General features: G+C 61.3%; 15 protein-coding genes and 1 pseudogene. 9 read left to right on the top strand and 7 right to left on the bottom strand.

Features of this window, described 5'->3' with window-relative positions:
- The first annotated feature begins 2 nt into the window (after nt 1-2).
- The 7 genes from GM910_RS13050 (at nt 3) to GM910_RS13020 (ending at nt 7,878) form a co-directional block, all read left to right on the top strand.
- Nucleotides 3-971, top strand: coding sequence for an ABC transporter ATP-binding protein (locus GM910_RS13050; RefSeq protein ID WP_159587994.1), 969 nt, complete (start codon nt 3-5; stop codon nt 969-971).
- Between the two features lie 143 nt (nt 972-1,114).
- Nucleotides 1,115-2,020 (top strand): LysR family transcriptional regulator, encoded by a 906-nt coding sequence (locus GM910_RS13045; RefSeq protein WP_159587993.1) that lies wholly within the window; start codon nt 1,115-1,117, stop codon nt 2,018-2,020.
- A gap of 104 nt (nt 2,021-2,124) precedes the next feature.
- Complete coding sequence (locus tag GM910_RS13040) at nt 2,125-3,468, top strand: extracellular solute-binding protein (RefSeq protein ID WP_159587992.1); 1,344 nt, start codon at nt 2,125-2,127, stop codon at nt 3,466-3,468.
- A gap of 20 nt (nt 3,469-3,488) precedes the next feature.
- A complete protein-coding gene (locus GM910_RS13035) occupies nt 3,489-4,427 on the top strand; it encodes a carbohydrate ABC transporter permease (protein ID WP_159587991.1) in 939 nt (312 codons plus the stop codon).
- Complete coding sequence (locus GM910_RS13030) at nt 4,427-5,263, top strand: carbohydrate ABC transporter permease (RefSeq protein WP_159587990.1); 837 nt, start codon at nt 4,427-4,429, stop codon at nt 5,261-5,263. Before GM910_RS13035 ends, GM910_RS13030 begins: the two co-directional genes overlap by 1 nt.
- Before the next feature lie 48 nt (nt 5,264-5,311).
- Nucleotides 5,312-6,856 (top strand): sulfatase, encoded by a 1,545-nt coding sequence (locus GM910_RS13025; protein WP_159587989.1) that lies wholly within the window; start codon nt 5,312-5,314, stop codon nt 6,854-6,856.
- 26 nt (nt 6,857-6,882) lie between these two features.
- Nucleotides 6,883-7,878: a DUF4432 family protein gene (locus tag GM910_RS13020; protein ID WP_159587988.1), complete on the top strand. Its 996-nt coding sequence runs from the start codon at nt 6,883-6,885 to the stop codon at nt 7,876-7,878.
- 757 nt (nt 7,879-8,635) lie between these two features.
- Here GM910_RS13020 and GM910_RS26940 read toward each other — a convergent pair.
- The 6 genes and pseudogenes from GM910_RS26940 to uraD all read right to left on the bottom strand — a co-directional run.
- Nucleotides 8,636-8,929: pseudogene (locus GM910_RS26940) on the bottom strand (ArsR/SmtB family transcription factor); the annotation flags it as partial.
- Nucleotides 8,930-9,226: 297 nt separating this feature from the next.
- Nucleotides 9,227-10,039, bottom strand: coding sequence for an aspartate/glutamate racemase family protein (locus GM910_RS13010; protein ID WP_246226079.1), 813 nt, complete (start codon nt 10,037-10,039; stop codon nt 9,227-9,229).
- Complete coding sequence (locus tag GM910_RS13005; RefSeq protein WP_159587986.1) at nt 9,985-11,265, bottom strand: TRAP transporter large permease; 1,281 nt, start codon at nt 11,263-11,265, stop codon at nt 9,985-9,987. The genes GM910_RS13010 and GM910_RS13005 overlap by 55 nt, the downstream gene beginning before the upstream one ends.
- The gene (locus GM910_RS13000) at nt 11,262-11,747 is read right to left on the bottom strand and encodes a TRAP transporter small permease (RefSeq protein WP_159587985.1); all 486 of its coding nucleotides are present in this window, start codon (nt 11,745-11,747) and stop codon (nt 11,262-11,264) included. Before GM910_RS13000 ends, GM910_RS13005 begins: the two co-directional genes overlap by 4 nt.
- A gap of 4 nt (nt 11,748-11,751) precedes the next feature.
- Nucleotides 11,752-12,744 (bottom strand): TRAP transporter substrate-binding protein, encoded by a 993-nt coding sequence (locus GM910_RS12995; RefSeq protein ID WP_159587984.1) that lies wholly within the window; start codon nt 12,742-12,744, stop codon nt 11,752-11,754.
- Nucleotides 12,745-12,748: 4 nt separating this feature from the next.
- Nucleotides 12,749-13,306 carry a 2-oxo-4-hydroxy-4-carboxy-5-ureidoimidazoline decarboxylase gene (gene uraD / locus GM910_RS12990; RefSeq protein ID WP_159587983.1) on the bottom strand — a complete coding sequence of 186 codons (558 nt, stop codon included), beginning with the start codon at nt 13,304-13,306 and terminating at the stop codon, nt 12,749-12,751.
- A 111-nt stretch (nt 13,307-13,417) separates the two neighbouring features.
- On the opposite strand from uraD, the gene GM910_RS12985 reads away from it, so the two are divergent.
- Nucleotides 13,418-14,398 carry a LysR family transcriptional regulator gene (locus GM910_RS12985; protein WP_159587982.1) on the top strand — a complete coding sequence of 327 codons (981 nt, stop codon included), beginning with the start codon at nt 13,418-13,420 and terminating at the stop codon, nt 14,396-14,398.
- Nucleotides 14,399-14,559: 161 nt separating this feature from the next.
- Here the strand turns inward: GM910_RS12985 and GM910_RS12980 are convergent, their stop codons facing one another.
- Complete coding sequence (locus tag GM910_RS12980; protein ID WP_159587981.1) at nt 14,560-17,880, bottom strand: YopT-type cysteine protease domain-containing protein; 3,321 nt, start codon at nt 17,878-17,880, stop codon at nt 14,560-14,562.
- A 502-nt stretch (nt 17,881-18,382) separates the two neighbouring features.
- On the opposite strand from GM910_RS12980, the gene GM910_RS12975 reads away from it, so the two are divergent.
- Nucleotides 18,383-20,560 carry a type I secretion system permease/ATPase gene (locus GM910_RS12975; RefSeq protein WP_159587980.1) on the top strand — a complete coding sequence of 726 codons (2,178 nt, stop codon included), beginning with the start codon at nt 18,383-18,385 and terminating at the stop codon, nt 20,558-20,560.
- Nucleotides 20,561-20,563: the final 3 nt, after the last annotated feature.

Genomic DNA, 20,563 nt, shown 5'->3' with positions numbered 1-20,563 from the left:
CCATGCCAGAGGAACCATTGCTTTCCGTCACCCATCTGACCAAGCACTTCGCGCCTGTCGCATTCGGCCGCGGCCCGGTGGTGCGGGCAGTGGAGGACGTCTCGTTTGAGGTTCCGCGCGGCAAGGTGGTCGGCCTGGTCGGCGAATCGGGCAGCGGCAAGACCACCATCGGCCGCATGGCAGCGCAATTGATCGAGCCGACCTCAGGCAGCGTGCGCTTCGACGGTGTCGAGACCACGCGGCTCTCGGCCCGGCAGTTGCGCCAGCTCCACGCCCGCGTGCAGTACATTTTCCAGGATCCGTTCGCCAGTCTGTCGCCACGAATGACCATCGGTGAAATCCTCACCGAGGGGCTCGAAATCCAGCGCGTCGGCACCAGGGCCGAGCGCGCCGAGAAGGCGGTGAAGGCGCTTGCCGCGGTCGACTTGCCGGCCGATGCCTTCAGCCGGTACGCGCACGAGTTTTCCGGCGGCCAGCGCCAGCGCATCGGCATTGCGCGGGCACTGGTACTCGAACCCGAACTGATCGTCGCCGATGAACCCGTATCCGCGCTCGACGTGTCGATACAGGCCCAGATCATCAACCTTTTGCGCGACCTGCAGCTGCGGCTCGGGCTGACGATGCTTTTCATCGCGCATGATCTGGCGGTCGTCGAATATGTCGCCGACACGGTCATCGTGCTCTATCTCGGGCGGATCATGGAAATCGCCCCCAGCCGGGCGCTCTATTCCAGTCCGCGTCACCCCTATACGCGGGCGCTGCTATCGGCGGTGCCGTCGCCGGACCCGGCACGCCGCGGAAAGCGGCAGATCCTTACCGGCGACATACCCAGTCCGGCCGACCCGCCCTCAGGATGCGTCTTCAGAACCCGCTGCCCCTTTGCCCTCGACGCTTGCGCCGGGCCCGTTCCCGCGCTGCGCGAAGTCGCGCCCGGACACGCGAAGGCCTGCATACGGGACGATTTGGATTGACCGGCGGTGCGCTCAAGGGAAGAGTCCTCCGACCTTCCAGAGCTTTTCCAAACCAGACATACACGCTACCAATGGTGGCGGGCCTTTGCTGGCTTGCGTGGGCTACAATCCGATTTCGCCGCTCTCCTATCTGCTAAACTCAAATGAATATTCGCCAACTCGAGTACTTTCTGACGGTCGCGGAATGTAAAAGCATGACCCTCGCGGCGACTACCTTGGGAATCGCGCAGCCGACGCTCACAAAGACCGTACGAGCGCTGGAACTCGAACTGGGCGTGAAGCTGTTCGAGCGCATGCCGCGTGGGATGGAACTGACACCCTACGGCCAGAGCCTGTTGCGGCATGCGGAAGCCATAAAGGTCCAGTTCGGCGATGCGAAGAACGAGATCGAGGCGCTCCGTGGAGGCAAGGTCGGCACCGTGACGATCGGAGCAGGACCAGCCTGGCTGAGGCGGCTTTTGCCGGCGGCCGTGGCGAAGGCTGCCGCCAAGAATCCATCGATAAGGGTCAGGATCGAGGGTGGCTTCGACGATGCGCTGCTGCGGGCCTTGCGCCACGGGGAGGTCGACCTCGTCGTTGCCGAACTGCCCGCCTCGGATGCTGCCCGCGACCTCAGGATGCAGCCGCTCTCCACTGATCGGCTGGGTGTGTGCTGCCGGAAGAATCACGAGCTTACAAGCAGGCGAAATCTCGCTGCCCCGGAGCTCTTGAAATATCCCTGGGCGATGCCGCCGGAGACGACGCGGGCTCACCAGAGACTGAAAGCCTTGTTCACGGCCATGGACCTCCCGTCCCCGAAAGCGGTCGTCGAGACCGATTCTTTGGCATTTCTTCTGCAGATGGCTCGTTTTTCCGATGCGCTGACATTCACAGTGTCGACCACGCTCAAGCTGCCCGAGGCGGTCGACCTCGTCATGCTCAAGGTGCCGGAGCTCGACGCCTTCCGCAGCGCCGGCATCGTCACACGGAAGGACGGGTGGCTCTCGCCGGCGGCAGAGGCGATCGTCGAGGAGCTGGTCGCGATCTGCAAGCAGGAGCCTACCAACTAATCATTCCGATTCGGCATCGATAAGGCCGAGTTATTTATTTGTGGGAATGGGACTTTTGTGAAAATTTCCTCTCGGAGCACGAGGTCGTCGTGAGGGAGGAAATCATGAAGAATCTGCCCGAAATCAACAGACGTCACGCCCTTGCCGGCATGGGAGCGGCCGCAGCGACGGCTGCCACATGGCGGCCTTTGTGGGCGCAGACGGTTGCGCCTATCACCATCGTCATCAACCAGTCGCCCTGGTTCGATAGCTTCCGCAGGACCGTAGAACTTTACGAATCCGAGACCGGCAACCGGGTAGAACTCGACGTCAATCCTTTCGCGGGCTCACTCGAAAAGCAGCGCAATTCGGTGCGCGCGAACGAGGGCCAGTACGACATCCTGATCATGAACTCCGGCTGGTTCACGGAGATGTACGCCGGCGGCTTCGTCGCACCCATCACGGATATCGATCCGGGCTTCAAGCTCGATCCGAAGGTCTACACGCTGGGCGACACTGTCTACTACAACGCTGAAAAGAAGACCGTCACAGCTGACGGCAAGCTGATGTCGGTGCCCGTCCAGCCCAATATCCCGATGCTCTATTATCGCGGCGACCTTTATGCCGAGGCGGGACTCGAAGCGCCGGCCACCTTTGCCGAGCTGGAAGAGAACGCGCGCCGCTTCCATGAGCCGCCGCAGCGCTACGGCATCGTCCAGCGCGGGGCGCGCGGCCCGCACACCGTGGCCTACGACTTCTACCCCTATCTCTACGGCCATGGCGGCGGCATCTTCAGGGACCAATCGTCCGGAGACTACACAGTCACGCTGAACAGCCCGGAAGGGCGGGAAGCGCTCGAATACTATATCCGACTTGCCCGTGAGGCCGGACATCCCAAGACGGCGGCAATGGACCAGGCCGAGGTCGTTCAAAGCATTGTGACCGGGCAGGCTGCCCACGTGATGATGGTGATCGCAGCGTGGTCGCAGATGGACGACCCAAACAAGTCTGCTGTCGTCGACAAGGTGGAGTGGGGCCCGCCCCCCTCGCTGCCAGGGCTGCCGACCGCGCCCGGCCTCGGCCACTGGCTGGCAGGCATCGCCCACAACATACCCGACGAGCGCAAGCGCGCCGCAGTCGAGTTCCTGCGCTGGTTCCAGACCAAGGAGGCCCAGCTCACCACGGCGGAGGCCGGCGGCATCCCCGTACACGCGGCGGTCTACGACGAGCCGATCGCCGACGAGCACCGCTACCGCTGGATGAAGCCGCTGGCGCAGGCGCTTCCGCACGCCGTCAATATCTACCAGTTCCCGGAAGCGAGCGAGGTGATCGCCGTGCTGGAGCTCGGGCTCAACCGAGCCATCGCCGGTGAGATCTCCGCCGTCGAGTCGCTGAACGGCATGGCCGACGAGATCCACGCCATCATGGACAAGCACCAGTACGATACCAGCCAGATAGAGCCGCTCTGAGGCGGAAAGGGGGAGTCACGATGAGCACGGCCTCGGTCGCCACACTGGTGGGAGACCGGACAGGCGGGCGCAAGGCTGGCGCCGCGTTCGGCGATGACCGGTTGTGGCGCTGGCTGACGATCTCACCGGCATTGGCGCTGATGCTGTTGCTCAGCGTGCTTCCCCTGGCCAACCTGTTCGTAAGCAGCTTCCAGGACATCACCTGGGCTGGCGGCGACTCCACCCGCAGCTTCGTGGGCCTGTCGCATTATCGTGCGCTCGGCTCCGACGCGCTGTTCAGGGCAGGGCTCGTCAACACCTTCATCTTCGCCTTCTGCGCCGTTGCTGGCCAGATGGTGCTGGGGCTCGGGCTTGCGCTTTTGTGCAGCAAGGTGACGCGCGGCCGCGTCCTCTACCGCGCGATCTTCATCCTGCCGATCCTCATTCCCGGCATCGTCATTGGCGCCATCTGGAAGCTGATGCTCAACTACGATTTCGGGCTCATCAACCAGGGGCTCGCGCTCCTAGGCGTCATGCAGCACGACTGGCTGGGCTCCGCCGAGACGGCCCTCCTGTCGGTGATCGTCGTCGACATCTGGCACTGGACGCCATTCTGTTTTCTGCTCTTTCTCGCCGGCATCGAATCGCTGCCGCAGGACATCTTCGAGGCTGCGAAAGTGGATGGCGCGAAGCCCTGGCAGGAGTTTCGCTACATCACGCTGCCGCTGATGATACCCACCATAGTCGTAACGTTCGCCTTCCGCCTCGTGCTGGCCTTCAAGGTGTTCGACGAGGTCTACCTCCTGACGAGTGGCGGTCCAGGGACGGCGACGGAGGTGGTCAGCTTCACGCTTTACCAGCGCTTCTTCACCGAAGACCGCATCGGCTACGGCTCCGCCATGTCCGTTGCCGTCATCTTCCTCGTTTCGCTTCTGCTCGTCATCGCCCTTTCGGCCCGCCGCGGCCTCGGGAGGACATGATGAACGGCCCCGTCTCTCGCCAAGGGCGCATCGCGCTTACCCACCTCGTCCTCGTTGCCGCGGCGGCCATCGTCATCGCGCCGGTCGCCTGGACGGTCGCCGCCGGTTTCCGCACGCAGATCTCGCTGCTCATGGGCGAGTTCTTCTTCAGTCCCGTCTGGTTCAATTTCGCCGAGGTCCTGTTCTCGAAGACATCGGATTTCCTGCTCAACTACCGCAACTCGCTGATCGTCGGCATCGCCAGCACCGCGCTCTGCCTGGCGGTCGCCACGCTGGCGGCATGGTCGCTCCACCGCATGCGCTGGCCGGGCTGGATCGTGCATGTATTCCTCGCCTGGACACTGATCTTCCACATGATCCCGCCGGTAGCGCTCGCCAGCGCCTGGTACGCGATGGCGCGGCCGGTCGGGCTAGACAACACCTTCATCGGCCTCATCCTGGCGCACACCACACTGAACCTGCCGATGGCGCTGTGGCTGATGAGCGTCTTCGTGCGGGATGTGCCGCGGGAGCTGGAGGAAGCCGCCAGGATGGACGGCGCCACGACGCCCATCCTGCTGCGGCATGTGGTGCTGCCCATCATCGCGCCCGGCCTGGCGGCGACAGCGGTGCTCACCTTCGTCTTCTCCTGGAACGAGTTTGCCGTGGCCCTGACCCTGAGCATGAAGCAAACGGCAACGGTCCCGGTGGCCATCGCCAAATTTGCCCAGGATTTCGAGATCCAATACACGCAAATGGCGGCGAGCGCAGCGCTGTCGATCCTTCCAGCGCTGCTGCTGCTTCTCGTCGCACAGCGCTATATCGTCAAGGGGCTGACCCAAGGGGCGGTGAAATGACGGGCGCCCATATTCGAACGTTCGGAAAATCTCGGGGATAACAGTGAAATGAAGGTCGTCTTCGTCCTCTTCGACTCGCTTAACCGGCACATGCTTTCGCCCTATGGGGGAAAGCGCGTCCCGACGCCGAATTTCGACCGCCTCGCCCGGCGCGCCGTCACTTTCGACAAACATTATGTCGGTAGCCTGCCCTGCATGCCGGCGCGGCGCGACATGCTGACGGGCCGGCTCACCTTCCTGCACAGGAGCTGGGGGCCCCTGGAGCCCTTCGACAATGCCTTTCCCGAGCTGCTGCACAAGAGGGCGGGGGTCTACAGCCATTTGGTCACCGACCATTTCCACTATTGGGAGGATGGCGGCGCGACCTACCACAACCGCTACGATTCCTACGAGTTCGTGCGCGGACAGGAGGGCGACCGCTGGAAGGCGATGGTCCAGCCGCACTGGGAGCGGCTGCGCGAAATGTATCATGCGCGCCAGTTCACGACCGAGCGGCGGCAGTATTTCTCGCAGAATGTCGTCAACCGGGAATTCATCCGCGAGGAGAAGGATTTCCCTTCCGTCCAGTGCTTTGCGCACGGCTTCGACTTCCTCGACGTAAACCGCGACGCCGACAACTGGCTCCTGCAGATCGAGACCTTCGACCCGCACGAGCCGTTCCACGCGCCGAGCCGCTTCAAGGAGCCGTTCGACACCGGCTGGGAAGGGCCGATCCGCGATTGGCCGCGCTACGGCCGCGTCGATGAACTGCCCGAGGAATGCGAGGAGCTGCGCGCCAACTACTACGCGGTGGTTGCCATGTGCGATCACCTGCTGGGAGAGCTTCTCGACTATTTTGACCGGTACGACATGTGGAAAGACACCACCTTGGTGGTGACCACGGACCACGGCTTCCTACTCGGCGAGCACGACTTCTGGGCCAAGAACCGCATGAACCTCTACGAGGAGGTCGCGCGCATCCCGCTCTTCATCCATGATCCGCGCCAGCCGGATCGCGCGGGATCGCGCTCCTTCTCCTTGACGCAATCGATCGACCTTGCGCCCACCTTCCTCGACTTTTTCGGCGTCGAGGCGGCCGAGGAAATGGAAGGCTATCCGCTCACGTCCATGATGGCAGGCGAGCGGCGGCGGGAAGGCGCGCTGTTCGGTTATTTCGGCGGGGCGGTGAACATCGCCGACGGCCACTATACCTATCACCGCTTTCCTGAAGATCTGGCGCAGCAGGAGATATATCAGTACACGCTGATGCCGACGCACATCTTCGCCCCCTTCACGCCGGAGGAACTGGCCGACGCCGGCATTGCCGATCCGTTCTCCTTCACAAAGGGCGCGCGGCTCCTCAAGGTGCCGGTGGTCGAGCGCTCACCCATGTACAACAACTACGGTCCCGGTGCGCTCCTGGAATCCGGCACGCGGCTCTACGACTTGCAGACGGACCCGGGCCAGCAGCAGCCGCTGAACGACAAGGAGCAGGAGGACAGACTGGTCGCGCTTATGGTCGACCTCATGCGTGCCAACGACGCACCGTCGGAAGCCTTTGCGCGCCTGGATCTGCCTCGCAGCGACCAAGCCCGCCTGGCGGTCACCGAGTGAGCTCGCAGCTGCTCGATTCACTGAGAATGCGCGTCGGCGACCTGCGGCAGGTCGCAAGCGTGCGACGGATCGTGCTCGACGACGGCGCGGAGCGCGGCGTGCGGGCCCTTTCCTTTTCCACCGGCGGCGGGCTCGACTTCTGGGTCCTGACCGACCGGTCGATGGATATCGGCACGCTATCGTGGCAGGGCGTTCAACTTGCCTGGCAGACGGCCGCAGGGTTCCGCGCACCCGCCCTCATCAATCCGGAGGACGACGGAGGCCGCGGCTTCAACCGGGGCTTTGGCGGTTTCCTGATTACATGCGGCCTCAATCATATCCGCCAGCCGATGAACGGGGAGCCGCTGCACGGCCGGCTGCCCTTCACGCCCGCCAGGCTGACCGGCTACGGCGAAGAATGGGAGCGCGCGGAGCCGACGCTTTTCTGTGAAGGTGAAGTGGTGCAGAGCCGCTATGGAGGCGAGACCCTGCGGCTCAAGCGCCGCATCGAGGCCCCGATCGGCGGCGCGTCCATGCGAATTCTGGATACCGTGGAGAACCTGGGCGCGGAGCAAGTGCCGCAAGCCATTCTCTACCACTTCAATCTCGGCTTCCCTGCGATTGCCTCAGGAAGCACCATTGAACTGAACGGCGACCGCCTATTGGGGCCGACGGAGCTTCCCGACGGCGGTCTGATGCCAGCGAGAACCTGGCCGACCGGCGGGGAGGGCGAGGCGCGTTGCGTCGTCAAGTCCCCGTCGAACGCGGGTGCGGCCGGCCTCGCCGTCACTTTCGCCTTCGACACACGCACGCTCGGCCACCTGCAAGTCTGGCACGACCTGCGCAAGCACGCCGGGGTCCTGTCCATCGAGCCGTGCAGCAGTCCGTTTCCGGAAAAAGGAGATGGTCCGCCGGAAGCGCTCGCGCCCGGGGAACGACGCGAATACCGGCTTGAGGTTTCCCTCGCGGGTACACCAGCCACCGCTTTTGCTCCGAATTGCCAGGTAGTGGAGAAAGCCGATGGCTTCCTTCCCAATCAGTAGCACCAGGAAATCGCTTGGCTCGCGCCTGCTCCATCGCATGCGCGACCTCTTTAAGCGTCCCGGGAGATACAGGCCCGAGCGTCACTACATGCGCGGCCCTGGCCCTGCCAGCTTGTCGAAGCAGGTCCACGAAGCTGCTCAAGCTCGTGGGACTGGAGAGCGCCGGGCGGGGCAGTGCTCGACGGATGGTACCGTCGATGGCGCGAACGCCCCGGCCGCAGATGAAACGATCGAGTGGTGATCGCGGACCTTAGCGCTCCGTGGCCATCCGGGCGGCGTATTGCTTGAGGTAGAGCGGCCAACCCTGATCGCCTGCCACGCCCTCGCGGACGCCTTGCCAGCCCTCGCCGTGGCGGTCGAGGTTGCGGTGCTCGATCTCGACCCAGGTGCGTTGCGGGGTTTCGGCGATGAACCGTACTTCCCACTCGCTTGTTTTGAGCGGGTCGTCCTCGATTTGCCACTGCGGGCTGATGTCCCAGCTCAGCAGCACGCTGTTGGGCGGGTCGTAGGCCAGTACCCGCGCCCAGCGGCATACGCTCCCGTCAGCCCCGCGGTCGTAGAGAAAGCCGCCGACCTTCGGCTCGAACACGGTCTCAGCGATCTCGACTTTGAGCAGGTTGTGTTCGGCGGGTTTGAAGCTGCCGAAGTCTTCGATGAACACCTTGAATGCGCGCGAGATCGGCACCTCGACGACGATCGACGCTCGCACGGACGTGTCTGCTGCTTCGATACTCATCGGATCTCCTTTCGTCGGTTGCTCGACGACCGTCTTGTAGGCCGCGAGAGTCTTGGTCCAGAAGCGGTCCAGCTCGGCCCGAAGTGCTGCCAGCCCATCGGGGTCGACCTGGTAGATGCGCTGCTTGCCGGCTCGTTTGTCGACGACCAGACCGGCGTCCTTCAGCACCTTCAGATGCTGCGAGACCGCCGGCCGGCTGACAGGCAGCTCACGGGCCAACTCGCCGACCGCGCTGGGGTGCTCGATCAGCCGCTCGAAGATCGTTCGCCGCGTCGGGTCAGCCAGTGCCGCCCAGCTGTTCATTGCGTAAGTCATCACTAACGGTAAGTATAGACTTACGCGTACCGCAGAGTCAACCCGGCCCGCTTCGGCCTCACAGTCGTTCTAGATTCCAGAACATTATCTTCGAAAATGTTCTGGTTTTTTCGACATTCTGTTCCTGATATGCCGTCCTGCCAAGCGATACCGGTCTCCCGAGACACTCGCGACGCATGCACCGAGATGAGATTTCCCTGCCACGCCCATATGCGCCGCCGGCAAGGTCATCATAGCCCCCACCCGGGGCGGCCGCCGCCGAAACGGTTGTAACGCGCGCGATCCAAGCGCGAGGCTCTATTCCCCGCCTTTACCGAGGTGCTTCCGCGCGATCCAGGAGGACAGTGGTTCAGAAATGCCTATGCTTTGCTTCGCCGGAGGGCGGGCGAAACTGCCCGCATTCGCGCCGTCCGGGCGGAGATGATGCAAGGCTAAGACCTGCAGGACTGCTGTCTGAACCGGATCTATCAGCACGGCAGGGACCTCGTCTGCAATGTCTCCGGCAAGGCCCGCGATCGGCGCGCCCGCAAGGATGAGAACATCGGCGTGGGTGGCGGCGCGACGGCATGTGTGTACGAGCGGGTGCCGCAGTTCCTCCGCCACGTCGGAAATGGAGCCGAAATCGGCATCGGGGGTGAAGGTTCCAGCGAAGCGGCGTTCAAGACCGACCCGTGTGACCTGCTCCTCATACCAGGCAGAGAGCCGGGGCGAGAACGTGACGAAGGCGAAGCGCTGCCCGAGTGTGAGGGCGGTCAGCATCGCGGACTCGGACATTCCAGTGACCGGCAGGTCGAACAGTTCCCGCGCCGCGCTGAGACCGGGATCGCCGAAGGCGCCGATCACTGCGGCGTCGAAGCTGCCGACCCGCTCGGCAAGCATCGACAGGATCGCCGTGCCGGCGATCTGCGCTTCGGCGCGGGACGAGATGTAGGGGAACCCCTCACGCGCGGTGACAGGAAGCAGTGTCATCGTTGGCGGCAGAACGCGTCTGGCCGAGGCGGCAAGTCTGTCGGTCAGCGCCTGCGTCGTGTTCGGGTTGCAAAGCAATAGCCGCATCAGTAGCCGAGCCTTTCCGGCAACCAGGTCACGACGCTCGGAAAGATCATGCAAAGCAGCAGCACCGCATACATGGCGGCGATAAACGGCCAGCTTTCGCGGACAAGTTCGCCCATCCTGACCCCCGTAATGCCGCACACGACGAACAGCACGACACCCACCGGCGGCGTCAGCATGCCGATCACGAGGTTCAGCACGAAGAGGAAGCCAAAATGCAGCGGGTCGATCCCGTACTGCAGCGCGATCGGGTGAAACAGCGGCACGAGCATGATGTAGGCGGCGTTCGATTCCAGGAACATGCCGACCACCAGCAGCATCAGCGCGATGAGGCAGAGGAACAAGAACGGGCTGTCGGTGATCCCCTGCATCAGTGCGGCGAGCTTCATCGGCAGGAGGTCGATGGTGAACAGGAACGTCACGGTGGAGGCGAAAGCGATCATCGCGCCGACGAGGGCAGAGGTCTTTGCTGCACTCAAGAGAACCACGGTCAAGTCTGCGAGCCTGAGCTTGCGCGTCACGAAAAACCCGAGGAACAGCGCGTAGCAGACACCGATCGCCGCGCCCTCGGTGGGGGTGAAGACCCCTGCGACGATACCGCCAATGACGATGACAGGCATCAGAAAGATGATGAAGCTGCGGCGCAGTTCGAGCAGGATGTTGGACAATGTCACGGGATTGCCCGCCAGCGGATAGTCCCGTTTCCATGCGATGAGCCAGCACAGGACCATGAAGGTGGCGAAGAGGATCAGACCCGGTATCACACCCGACATGAACATGCCGCCGACCGAAACGCTCGATCCGGCCATGAAGGCATAGACGATCATCGCACCGGAGGGCGGGATGATCGGACCAAGATTTGCCGCCGCCGCAACGATCCCGGTGGAAAAGCCGAGGCCGTATTGTTTCCTCAGCGAGGGCACCAGTGTCGAGGACAGCGCCGATGCATCCGCCACCGCCGCGCCGGACACCGAGGCGAGGCCTGCTCCCGAGATGATGGTGACCTGCGCCAGCCCGCCCCGCACCCGTCCGATGAAGGCGTTCGCGAAATCGACGAGCCTATCCATGATCCCGCCCTTCAGCATCAACTCGCCCGCGATCATGAAGAGCGGAATTGACATGAGTGGGAAGGAATTGACTGCGTTCATCAGCCGGGGCGGCAGCACCAGAAGATCGAAATCAGCTAGCCACAGCCCCGCCAGTGCCGAGACTCCGAGCGAAAAGGCCAACGGCATGCCAAGGAACGCAAGGATCAGGAAGGTGGCGATGACGAAGAGGCTCATGCGCGGGACTCCGTCGGGAAAAGGGCGAGATGAGCAAGGTGAAGCGCCGAATGAAGCGCGCCGAGGATCACAGGGAAGAAGAAGACGCTTGAAGTGAGATTGATGGCGCCTAGCCGTTCGGACCATGTAGCCAGCGCGACAACGACCGAGGTCCAGAACACGACCGCCATCATCACGGCCGCGAGAGCGCTCATGAGCCGGGCGATGAGGCGGCGCAGGCCGGCGGGAAAGCGCTCCACCAAGAGCTCGATCCCGACATGGGAGCCGTCACGGATGCCAAGCGGGATGGCGAGGAAGATCGTCCAGACGAAGGCGATTCGGCTGACCTCGTCCGCCCAATCGAAGGAACCGTTGAAGACATAGCGCATGACCACCTGCGCCGAGACCACGACCACCATCATGGCCGCGCCAAGGATGACGAGGAGGCGCGCGCCAATGTCAGCGCGCGCGAGGAGCCAGGTCAGGAGGCGATCGAGCACCATCGGATCACATGCCGAGCCGGGCGATCTCGTCCTCGAGCAGCTTCGTCAGCTCCGGGTCGAGGCGCGATTTAGTCTCGGCGGCAACATTCGCGGTTCTTTCGCGCAGGGCGGCGGCCAATTCCGGCGAGACTTCGGTATAGGTCATGCCCTTCCCGGTCAGTTGGGCAAGCCCCGCAGCGTCCTGCTCCGCCGCCAGTTCGCGCTGGTACGCCACGGCGGTCGCCATTGCTTCCTTCACCATCGCCTGCTTGTCGGCGTCGAGACCGTCGAACCAGTTCTTGTTGGCGACGACCGAGATGAAATCGAAGAAGTGCCCGGTGTTCGAGACGTGTTTCTGGACTTCGGCATAGCCGGCGACATTGATGATGGCGAAGGGGTTCTCCTGCCCGTCGATCACGCCCTGTTCGAGAGCGGAGTAAAGTTCCTTGACATCCATCGCCACCGGGTTTGCACCAAGAGCGCGGAAGGTGGCCAGATGCGTCTCGTTCGGCTGGAGGCGGATCTTCAGACCTTCGATGTCCCCGATGTTTTCGATTGGGCGGACGTTGTTGGTGAGTTGACGAAACCCGAGTTCCATGTAGCCCATGGAGGTCATGCCCTCGTCCGCCAGTTTCGCGTCGAGCGCGGCGCCGACGGGGCCGTCGACCACGGCGAAGGCCAGTTCGCGGTTCGGGAACTGGAACGGCAGGCCAACGATCTCAAGCTCGGGGACGGTGCGGGTCAGATAGGCTGTGCCGACCCACATCAGCTCGATCGCGCCGATCTTGACGGCCTGCACATTCTCGGCCGCGCCGCCCAATTGCTGAGCCGGAAAGATGTTGACGTCGATCTCGCCGTTCGACAGGCGCTCCAGCTCTTCCTCGAACTTCGCCATGGCGAAGGAGGAGGAATGCTCGGTCGCGAAGTTGCCGGCGACGCGGATGGTGTCCTTCGCTTCGGCCACGACGGCTGAAAGGGCGATGGCGGATGAAGCAATGAGAGGCAGAAGGGCTTTCATGGGGTTACTCCAGGGTTGTGGCGGCGAGGTTCGGAGGCGTATTCGTGCCCGCCCCGAAGGCGCGGGCGGCACGGGACCGGATCACCGAGGCGATCTCGGCCAGTGTGGCGGTATGCTCTCCAGGCGGCGTCGCGGCGAGGCGGCGCTCGAATGTGGCAAAAAGTGTTTGCAGGTCCGGCACGCGGTGCAGCGCGACGATGAACGGGTGGCCGAAGCGGGTGCGGTAAGCCGTATTCATTCGGGTCAGCCGCGCGGCATCGGCGGCGGACAGCGACAGCAATCTCAGACGGCCCTGTTCGCTGGTCGAGGCCTCGGTCATTCGACCTTCGGCCGCCTCATGCCCGGCTAATTCGGGGTGGACGTTGAACAGGGCGATCTGGCTGCCGGAATCGGCGCGGGTGATCGTTTCCACCAAAGCTCCCGCCAGGGCCTCGTCATCGGCAAAGGGGCGCTGGTCCACGATCGCTGCGGCGACCCAGGGTGAACGCTCGACCAGCGGCTCGATCATGGCGAGCGCGGCGGCGCGGGGCACGGTGTTGAGAATGTCGAGGGCGGAAGTCATAAAGTCGGGCTTGCCATCTGATCTGTGTCAGCTTGACGCTAGCCGCATTGCCGCATTGCATTCCATGACATTATCGACAATCCTGCATTCTATTTTTTGGAACGCAGGCACATGTCGTTGCACCTTGTCCCGCGCGGTTTGCAGTATATCGAAGCGGTTGCCGAGCACGGCTCGATCCAGGCGGCTTCGCGCGCCATCGGCATCGCCGCCTCGGCCATCGACCGGCAGATCAAGCTCCTGGAGGATCGCCTCGGTGTGCAACTCTTCGACCGGATGAACACAGGCATGACCCTGTCGCCCGTGGGCGAGATGTTCGTCGTGCTGGCACGCCGCTGGAAGGCGGACGAGAACCGTATTTGGTCGGACGTCAAGCAGATGCAGGGGGTCGATCTTGGCCATGTCCGTCTGGTCACGATGGACAGCCTGGTGAACGGCGTCCTCCCGCGTTTCTTGCACCATGTCGCCGAGGTATATCCGAAAGTTCGCATCGACGTGGAGGTCGCCACGCCGGATGATGCGATGTCGACGCTCGACGCGGGCAATGCCGATGTCGCGCTTACGTTCAACCTTCGCGCACAACGGGATGTTCACGTCATCTGGAGTGCGGAACTGCCATTACACTGCGTTGTTGCTCCCGACCACCCGCTGGCAGAGCACCGGCAGATCGGCCTGGCGAAGGTGCGCGATCATGCCATCGCGGTACAAAGCCCGGCACTTGCGATCCGCCGCATACTCGAGGCGCGCCATGGCTGGATGTTCTCGGAAGGCCGCCCGCCGGTGGTGACCAATTCCCTGCAATTGCTGAAGCAGCTTGTCGTGTCGGGCAGCCACGTCGCCCTGACTTCGGAACTGGACACGGCACAGGAACTGCTCGACGGCCGGCTCGTTGCCATTCCGGTGACGGGGCAGAACATTCTTCTACAAAACATCGCTCTTGCCATCAGTTCCCGCCGCGCTTTGCCGCGCATTGCGATCATGGTGGCCGATCTGCTGGTCGGTGACACCGCGACCATGCTGGATGAAGTCAGGGCGCGCTGCCTTGAATCGCGTTCAGAGAACGCTGACTGGGCCCCACCAACGGATTCGAGTTGAATGCTCGCATTGATGGTCGTGGAGCCAACGCAAACGGTTTGCTCGACGAGGCAGCCAGGATGATCGGCGTACGCAATGCGGTGGGACAACAACTGCCTGACGGACTTTCTGGCCAAAGCCATCACACCGTGAGGGGGCTCGGTCTTGGTCTGACGCTTCCGTCAGTCTCCCCAGGCGCGCTTTTTGACACTGAAAGCACCGACTTGGCTGATGTTCTTATAGTGTTCCTGGATGTATTCTGGAACCCATTTTGCAAGGTCATCGCGGTTTTCAAACTTAAAGACGCCCCAGTTAGGGTCGAAAAATTTCGGATTGTCTCCAAATGTCAGGCCGACAGCATGGCCGGCCCCTGATTCTCCAATAAAAAACATGTATATATAATCCCTATTATTAGAAGAGTTTATGATATTTTGAATTGTATTATGCCTACTTTGTGGGATTTCTTTGTAAATGTACAATTTTCTACTTTCTAGAAGGGATTTATCGGATATTCGACCGCGAAAATTTTTGATATAATCTGATTGGGCAGAAATAAGGTTGTTTTGAAGTTTTAAATCTAATGCAATATTCTTTGAGTCATAAAGGTATTGTATCCATCTTATAACAAAAGAAGCGCACAATCCACCACCGTTTGATTGTATTCTAGCTGTAAAAGATGTAAGCTCTGGTACTACATTTTCATATTTTGGTGTATCGGCAATAACCAAATACTTCGGCATTTTCACTTTAAGTTTTCTTTTGAAAATTCTGCCAAATAGAGATCGTGATCCCAGAAAGGAATTGTTTTCCGCTTCGCTTGTATTCAGGTGCGCCGGATCTTCGGTCGAAGCGGTAGCGAAGTTATCTCTGGTTTCCCTGGAAAATCCGCTGCTTCCTTTGGAAAGGAGCGTGTCTGTTTCGTCGGGGGTGAGGCGTCGGCCATAGGACAGGCCGGTCTGCGGGTTCGCCAGCGTATAGAAACTTTCTCCGGCTTCGTTGAAGTGCTCGTTGAGGAAAAGGATCTGGTCCTCGTCGGTATACCTGATTGTCAGCCTGGCATCGTCAAGATCGATGCTCCCCTCGCCAAGCGGGAGGTGAATAGCGTCGAGCTTGATGGTCTCGACGCCATTCGCACCCTTGGTTACCTCGACGCCGGGTGCCAGCTTCTGTTGGCCGTCGGCGGTCATCTCTATGATGTCGGAGCGCTTCGAGACCTGCTCCAGCGCATCGGCCAGCTCCGGCTGCGTGGCTCTAAGACCTTTCACAACGCGCGCGGTGTTCCCCGCACCGGCGACCGAAATATGGGAGGCAAGGCTGGGCATTGGGATCGGCATGACACTTTCCAGGCCGGTCACGGCAGCTTTGAGCGTTTGCCCGCCAAACTCACGGCCGAAGGAGGCGGCGGTGCGAAGGCCGGCTGAGATACCCTTGCTCAGGCCCTGTTTGAGTGATGTCTTGAGTGCGGCGGACAGGCCGGTCACAACCGCTTTGCCCCCTACCTGAAGGGCTTTTATCCCTTCCCCGACGAAGGGAATGAAGGACAGGACGTCGAACAATCCGTTAAAGATCGCCCCCGCCACGTCACCCTTCTGGATGGCGACGACTATCGCGCGGAAGGGAATGAGATCGAGGAAGAAATTGCTGATCGCCTCGCCGGGGGTCTCTCCGCGGGCTTGATCGTGATACTGCTGGATCTGGGCCGCGAAATATTCATTGATCTTGCCCCGAATCTCGGCCCCTGCGCCACTGCAAAGCTCTTTTATGGTAACTGAGTTCTCAGCCACGTGAAAGCCGGGCGCATTCAAAAAATTCGTGTACTCGTCTACTTGCTCTTCGGTATAGAATGTACTGGAATTGTTATATACCCAATCGTTCACCGATGTTTCCGCTGGGATGTCTTGCAGGCCTTTGTCGAGCTCCGGGAGCGAGAAAAACCCATAGCGGGAGCCGGCCTCCGGAATGGTCATCTCCACGATCAGTACGCTGTTGCTTTTTTCGGTTTTGTCGGACCACCAGTTACCATTGTTGATGGAAGCGGTGGCCTGAGGTTGGGAAAGCTTTATAGCGGCACCCGTCAGGTCGAGGTTGTTGCGCTCGGCATAGTCGTCGAGGAATCGGCCGAAGATGGTTGTCATCCCTGCCGCATATTGGGATTTATAGGTTTCGAAGCGCGTCTCGAATTCCTCGGTTAGATTCGGCAGGTCGCAGTCACGGTAACCATCCAGGTTTCCCTGTTCGAAATAAATCTCGGCGAGTGTTCTCTCACGGGTGGAATTGTAGCGATATGTGATCCCGTCCGGCGAGTGGCGCCAATCCGTGATCTTCTCATCCGGGTCAAACTTGTGCTCTTCCAGGATCTTTCTGGCGACTTCCTCGCGGGTAGGCATCTCCTGGCCGAGTGTCTCGAAGGCCTCGGCAATCGCGAACTCCTCCTTGAACACTTCCTCGGCGACGGATTGCAGAACCTCTTCCACTTCCGCGCGGTTCTCCTCGGTGATCTCCTGGCCGTCGAGCTTGCCCTTGGCCCGGGCGATCAGGGCGAGGAGCTTGGTGACCGAGTAGGCGGCCGCCGCCGCGTCGTCCTCGGCGGTATCGCCGTTTGTTACCGCCTCCGTTGCTTCCTCGTCCGTCGCGGGATCGGTGATCGTGGCTGCCCGGCCAAGCGCGAGAAGCTGGTCGATGGTAAGCTTTGCCGGATCAAGGGATTGGCCTTCGGCATATTCTATGCCGATCCAGAGCTGGGCCCATTCCAGGCTGCCATAGAGAATCTTGCCCGACGCCTTGGGTAGGAACAGCGTTGGATCATTGATCAGGACGGGCGCCAGCGCATCCGCTATGGGCACGGCCCAATCGCCGAGCTTTGACGTAAGCGTTTCGCGGATATTGTCTTTGGCCGCCGCTGCGGCCTGCGCGATCGTCATCTCGTTGGCGCCGTGCAGCACCTTAGCGTCTGTGGTGACGCCATTCGCGACATCGGTGGCCGGCGTGGCAAGTTCGGTCTTCCAGTCGACGTCCGAAGTCAAGGCGAGCAACAAGCGCTCTACGAGTGCCTTCTTCTGAGCCGGGGCGACATTGTCTTCGCCTTCCTCGCTGCCATAGAGGCCGGCCGCACCGGCCAGCCGGCGCATCAACGTGCTGTCATTCAGATTCGGGAACGCAGTGATATGCTCGAGCACTTGGTCATCGCTGAGACCGCTATCGCCGAGCTGCTCGCGCATATAGGACACGAACACGCCGCGCAGCTTCCCTCCGAGCTCCGCCTCGGCCCCGCCCACCGCATCGGCCGCTTCCGTCTGCGCGTCGTCGGCTTCCTGCGCCGCCGCCGCCCTCTTGCCCCGGGTCTTGGTGATACTGGCGTGGACATCTCCCAGACGGCTCAAGGGGGCGTGCATCGACGGTTCGGGAGAAAATACGGCAGCTCCGACATCCGAATTCGGAAACAGCCTCTTCTCGACGCCAAAAGTAGCGTCGGTGACGGGGTTAACAGGCGATGGGCCAAGCATTAGATGATATCCTTATAAATAAATAACTTTCAAATAGTATATAGAAGATAGTATCAATGCCTGCGAATATAATTATGGTCCTCATAATAGGTTGGTTTTCTTGCTTAAGCAAGAATCTCCATTGGTTGGCCGCTATTCGATTTGATCGCAAGGCGCCACATGCATTACGCCTACTCATCGCTCGCCGCGTCGATCGCCAGCTCAGATGCGGATTAGCGGTCTGCCATCTTGCCAAATTATGCACAGATCGTTTATATAAACCAAAGGGACGCCTATATAAACAAGAGAGGTGCCCTACCTCGTTGTCGTCACTTAGGGACAGGGCACGCATATGTGTCGGGATTTGCTTAGACTATTTTAGCGCGGAGTTTCGTTCAGCCTCCTTCCGGATATGTGGTACGAACGAGATTCAGTCATCAAACGTACTTTATATCATTGATAACACATGAAAATTTCTGGATACTCACAGCCTTCTGAGCGAACGGCATCCCTGCTCGCATGTGTGCTGACGATAGGCACTATCACGCAGTGCATCGACGATCCGGCTGAGGCGGAAGCAGTTGCGTCGTCCCTGGTCGACCTGAGTCCGGAGGCAGCTGTCCGCCTCTTATGTAAACGGCTGGGATTGCGGGCGCGCTGGCGCCGCAGGGATCTACGCAAGATAAGGGCAGCAAGCCTGCCCATTGCCTGGCGGCCCGTCGGAGGCGGATGGGCGATCCTGGCGAAGAAGGACCAAGGGAGGGCGCTTATCCAGCGCGAAGACCGCCCGGGGCCGGAACTGATCCTTCTTGATGAACTGGAGGCGATGTGGAGCGGTGAGGTCGTCGAAATATCCGGCAAACGGGGCGGGCTCGGCGGCGTCCGATCCTTCGATATCACCTGGTTCATTCCCGAGTTGCTGCGCTATCGCAACATAGCCTGGGAGGTTTTGGCGACGTCCGCCGTCATGGAGTTGCTAGCGCTTCTTTCTCCCCTCTTTTTTCAAGTGGTCATGGACAAGGTTCTGGTCCATCACGCTATGGCCACCTTGGACGTGCTGGCGATGGTGCTGGTTGTGGTATCGGTGCTGGAGGTGGGCTTGAAATGCCTGCGCCAATATGTGGCCTCGCAAACGGCCACGCGCATCGATGCGCGGCTGGGCGCCGGGCTTTTCGGGCACCTCATGAACCTGCCCCTATCCTATTTCAAGGCGCGCAGCGTTGGCGTCACCGTCATGCGCGTGCGCGAACTGGACTCCTTGCGCGAGTTTCTGACGGGCGCGGTCAATACGCTGGCGATCGATCTCGCATTCACCGGCATCTTCTTCGCCGTCATGTATCTCTATTCCCCCTTCCTCACGGCAATCGTCGCCGTATCGATCCCCTGCTACTTCCTTCTGGGCTATTTCACCACACCACCGCTGCAGCAGCGCATCGAGACGCTCTATCGGGACGGCGCCATCAACGGCGCTTTCCTCAATGAAACGCTCAACGGCATGGAAACCGTGAAGTCCCTGGCGCTCGAGCCGCAGCTTGCCCGGCGCTGGGAAAGGCAGACCCAAGCGTTTGTCGCCTCGAACTTCGAGGTTCAGCGCCTGATGCAGCTTTCAGGCAACGTGGTCCAGGCGATCCAGAAAGTCACGTTGGTCCTCGTCACCTGGTTTGGCGCGCGCATGGTCATCGATCTCGAATTGTCCATCGGACAGTTGATCGCCTTCAACATGATGGCCAATCACGTGAGCCAGCCCGTCGTGCGCCTGGCCGAGCTTTGGCGCAAATATGTGCAGGCCAGGGTCTCCATCGACCGCCTTGGCGACGTGCTGAATACACCCGCCGAGCGCAACGCAGAGCAGGAAGTGGTGGGACGGAGGTCGACGGGTGCCATCCACATCGACAACGTTACGTTCCGCTACAGGCCGGATCTGCCGCCCATTTTGAAGGACTTCAGCCTGGACATTCCCGCGGGCGCCACAGTTGCTCTCGTCGGTCGGTCCGGTTCCGGCAAAAGCACGATCGCCCGCCTGGTCCAGAAGCTTTACGTGCCGGAAGAGGGGCGGGTTCTTCTCGATGGTCTGGATATTGCCCGCCTGAATGCCGTGTCGCTGCGTCGGCAGATGAGTGTGGTCCTCCAGGAGAATTATCTTTTCAACCGGTCTGTCCGGGACAACATCGCACTTGCCGACCCGGCGGTTCCTTTTGAGAGAATCGTCAACGCGGCACAGACGGCCGGTGCCCACGAATTCATCCTGGAACTACCGGAAGGTTACGACACAGTATTGGCGGAAGGAGGCGCGTCGCTTTCCGGAGGACAGCGGCAGCGCATTGCGATCGCGCGTGCCCTCGTCACGGATCCCGCCATTCTGATCTTCGACGAAGCGACCAGCGCGCTCGACGAGCATTCACAGGCGATCGTCCAGCGCAATATGCAAGCGATCCGTTCTGGCCGGACGGTGCTTATCGTCGCCCATCGGCTCTCCACGGTGCGGGCCTGCGACCGGATCTTCGTCATCGACAAGGGACGTGTGATCGAAAGCGGCAGCCAGCAGGGCCTGCTCGCCCAAGGGGGTGCCTATGCCCGGCTCTGGCGCCTTCAAGCGGGCGGATTGCAAGACGAGACCCCCTTGAACTCAGCCCCAATCGGGCATGGCTTTGCGGACGCGGAACCGCTGTCGGCGCAAACCGCTGAAGCACCGGAGGGGTAAACC

It is taken from the genome of Chelativorans xinjiangensis (assembly GCF_009812055.1).
Classification (GTDB): Bacteria; Pseudomonadota; Alphaproteobacteria; order Rhizobiales; family Rhizobiaceae; genus Chelativorans; species Chelativorans xinjiangense.
Note: the sequence above shows the minus strand (reverse complement) of the source record. Positions and strands in the feature narration are given on the sequence as shown.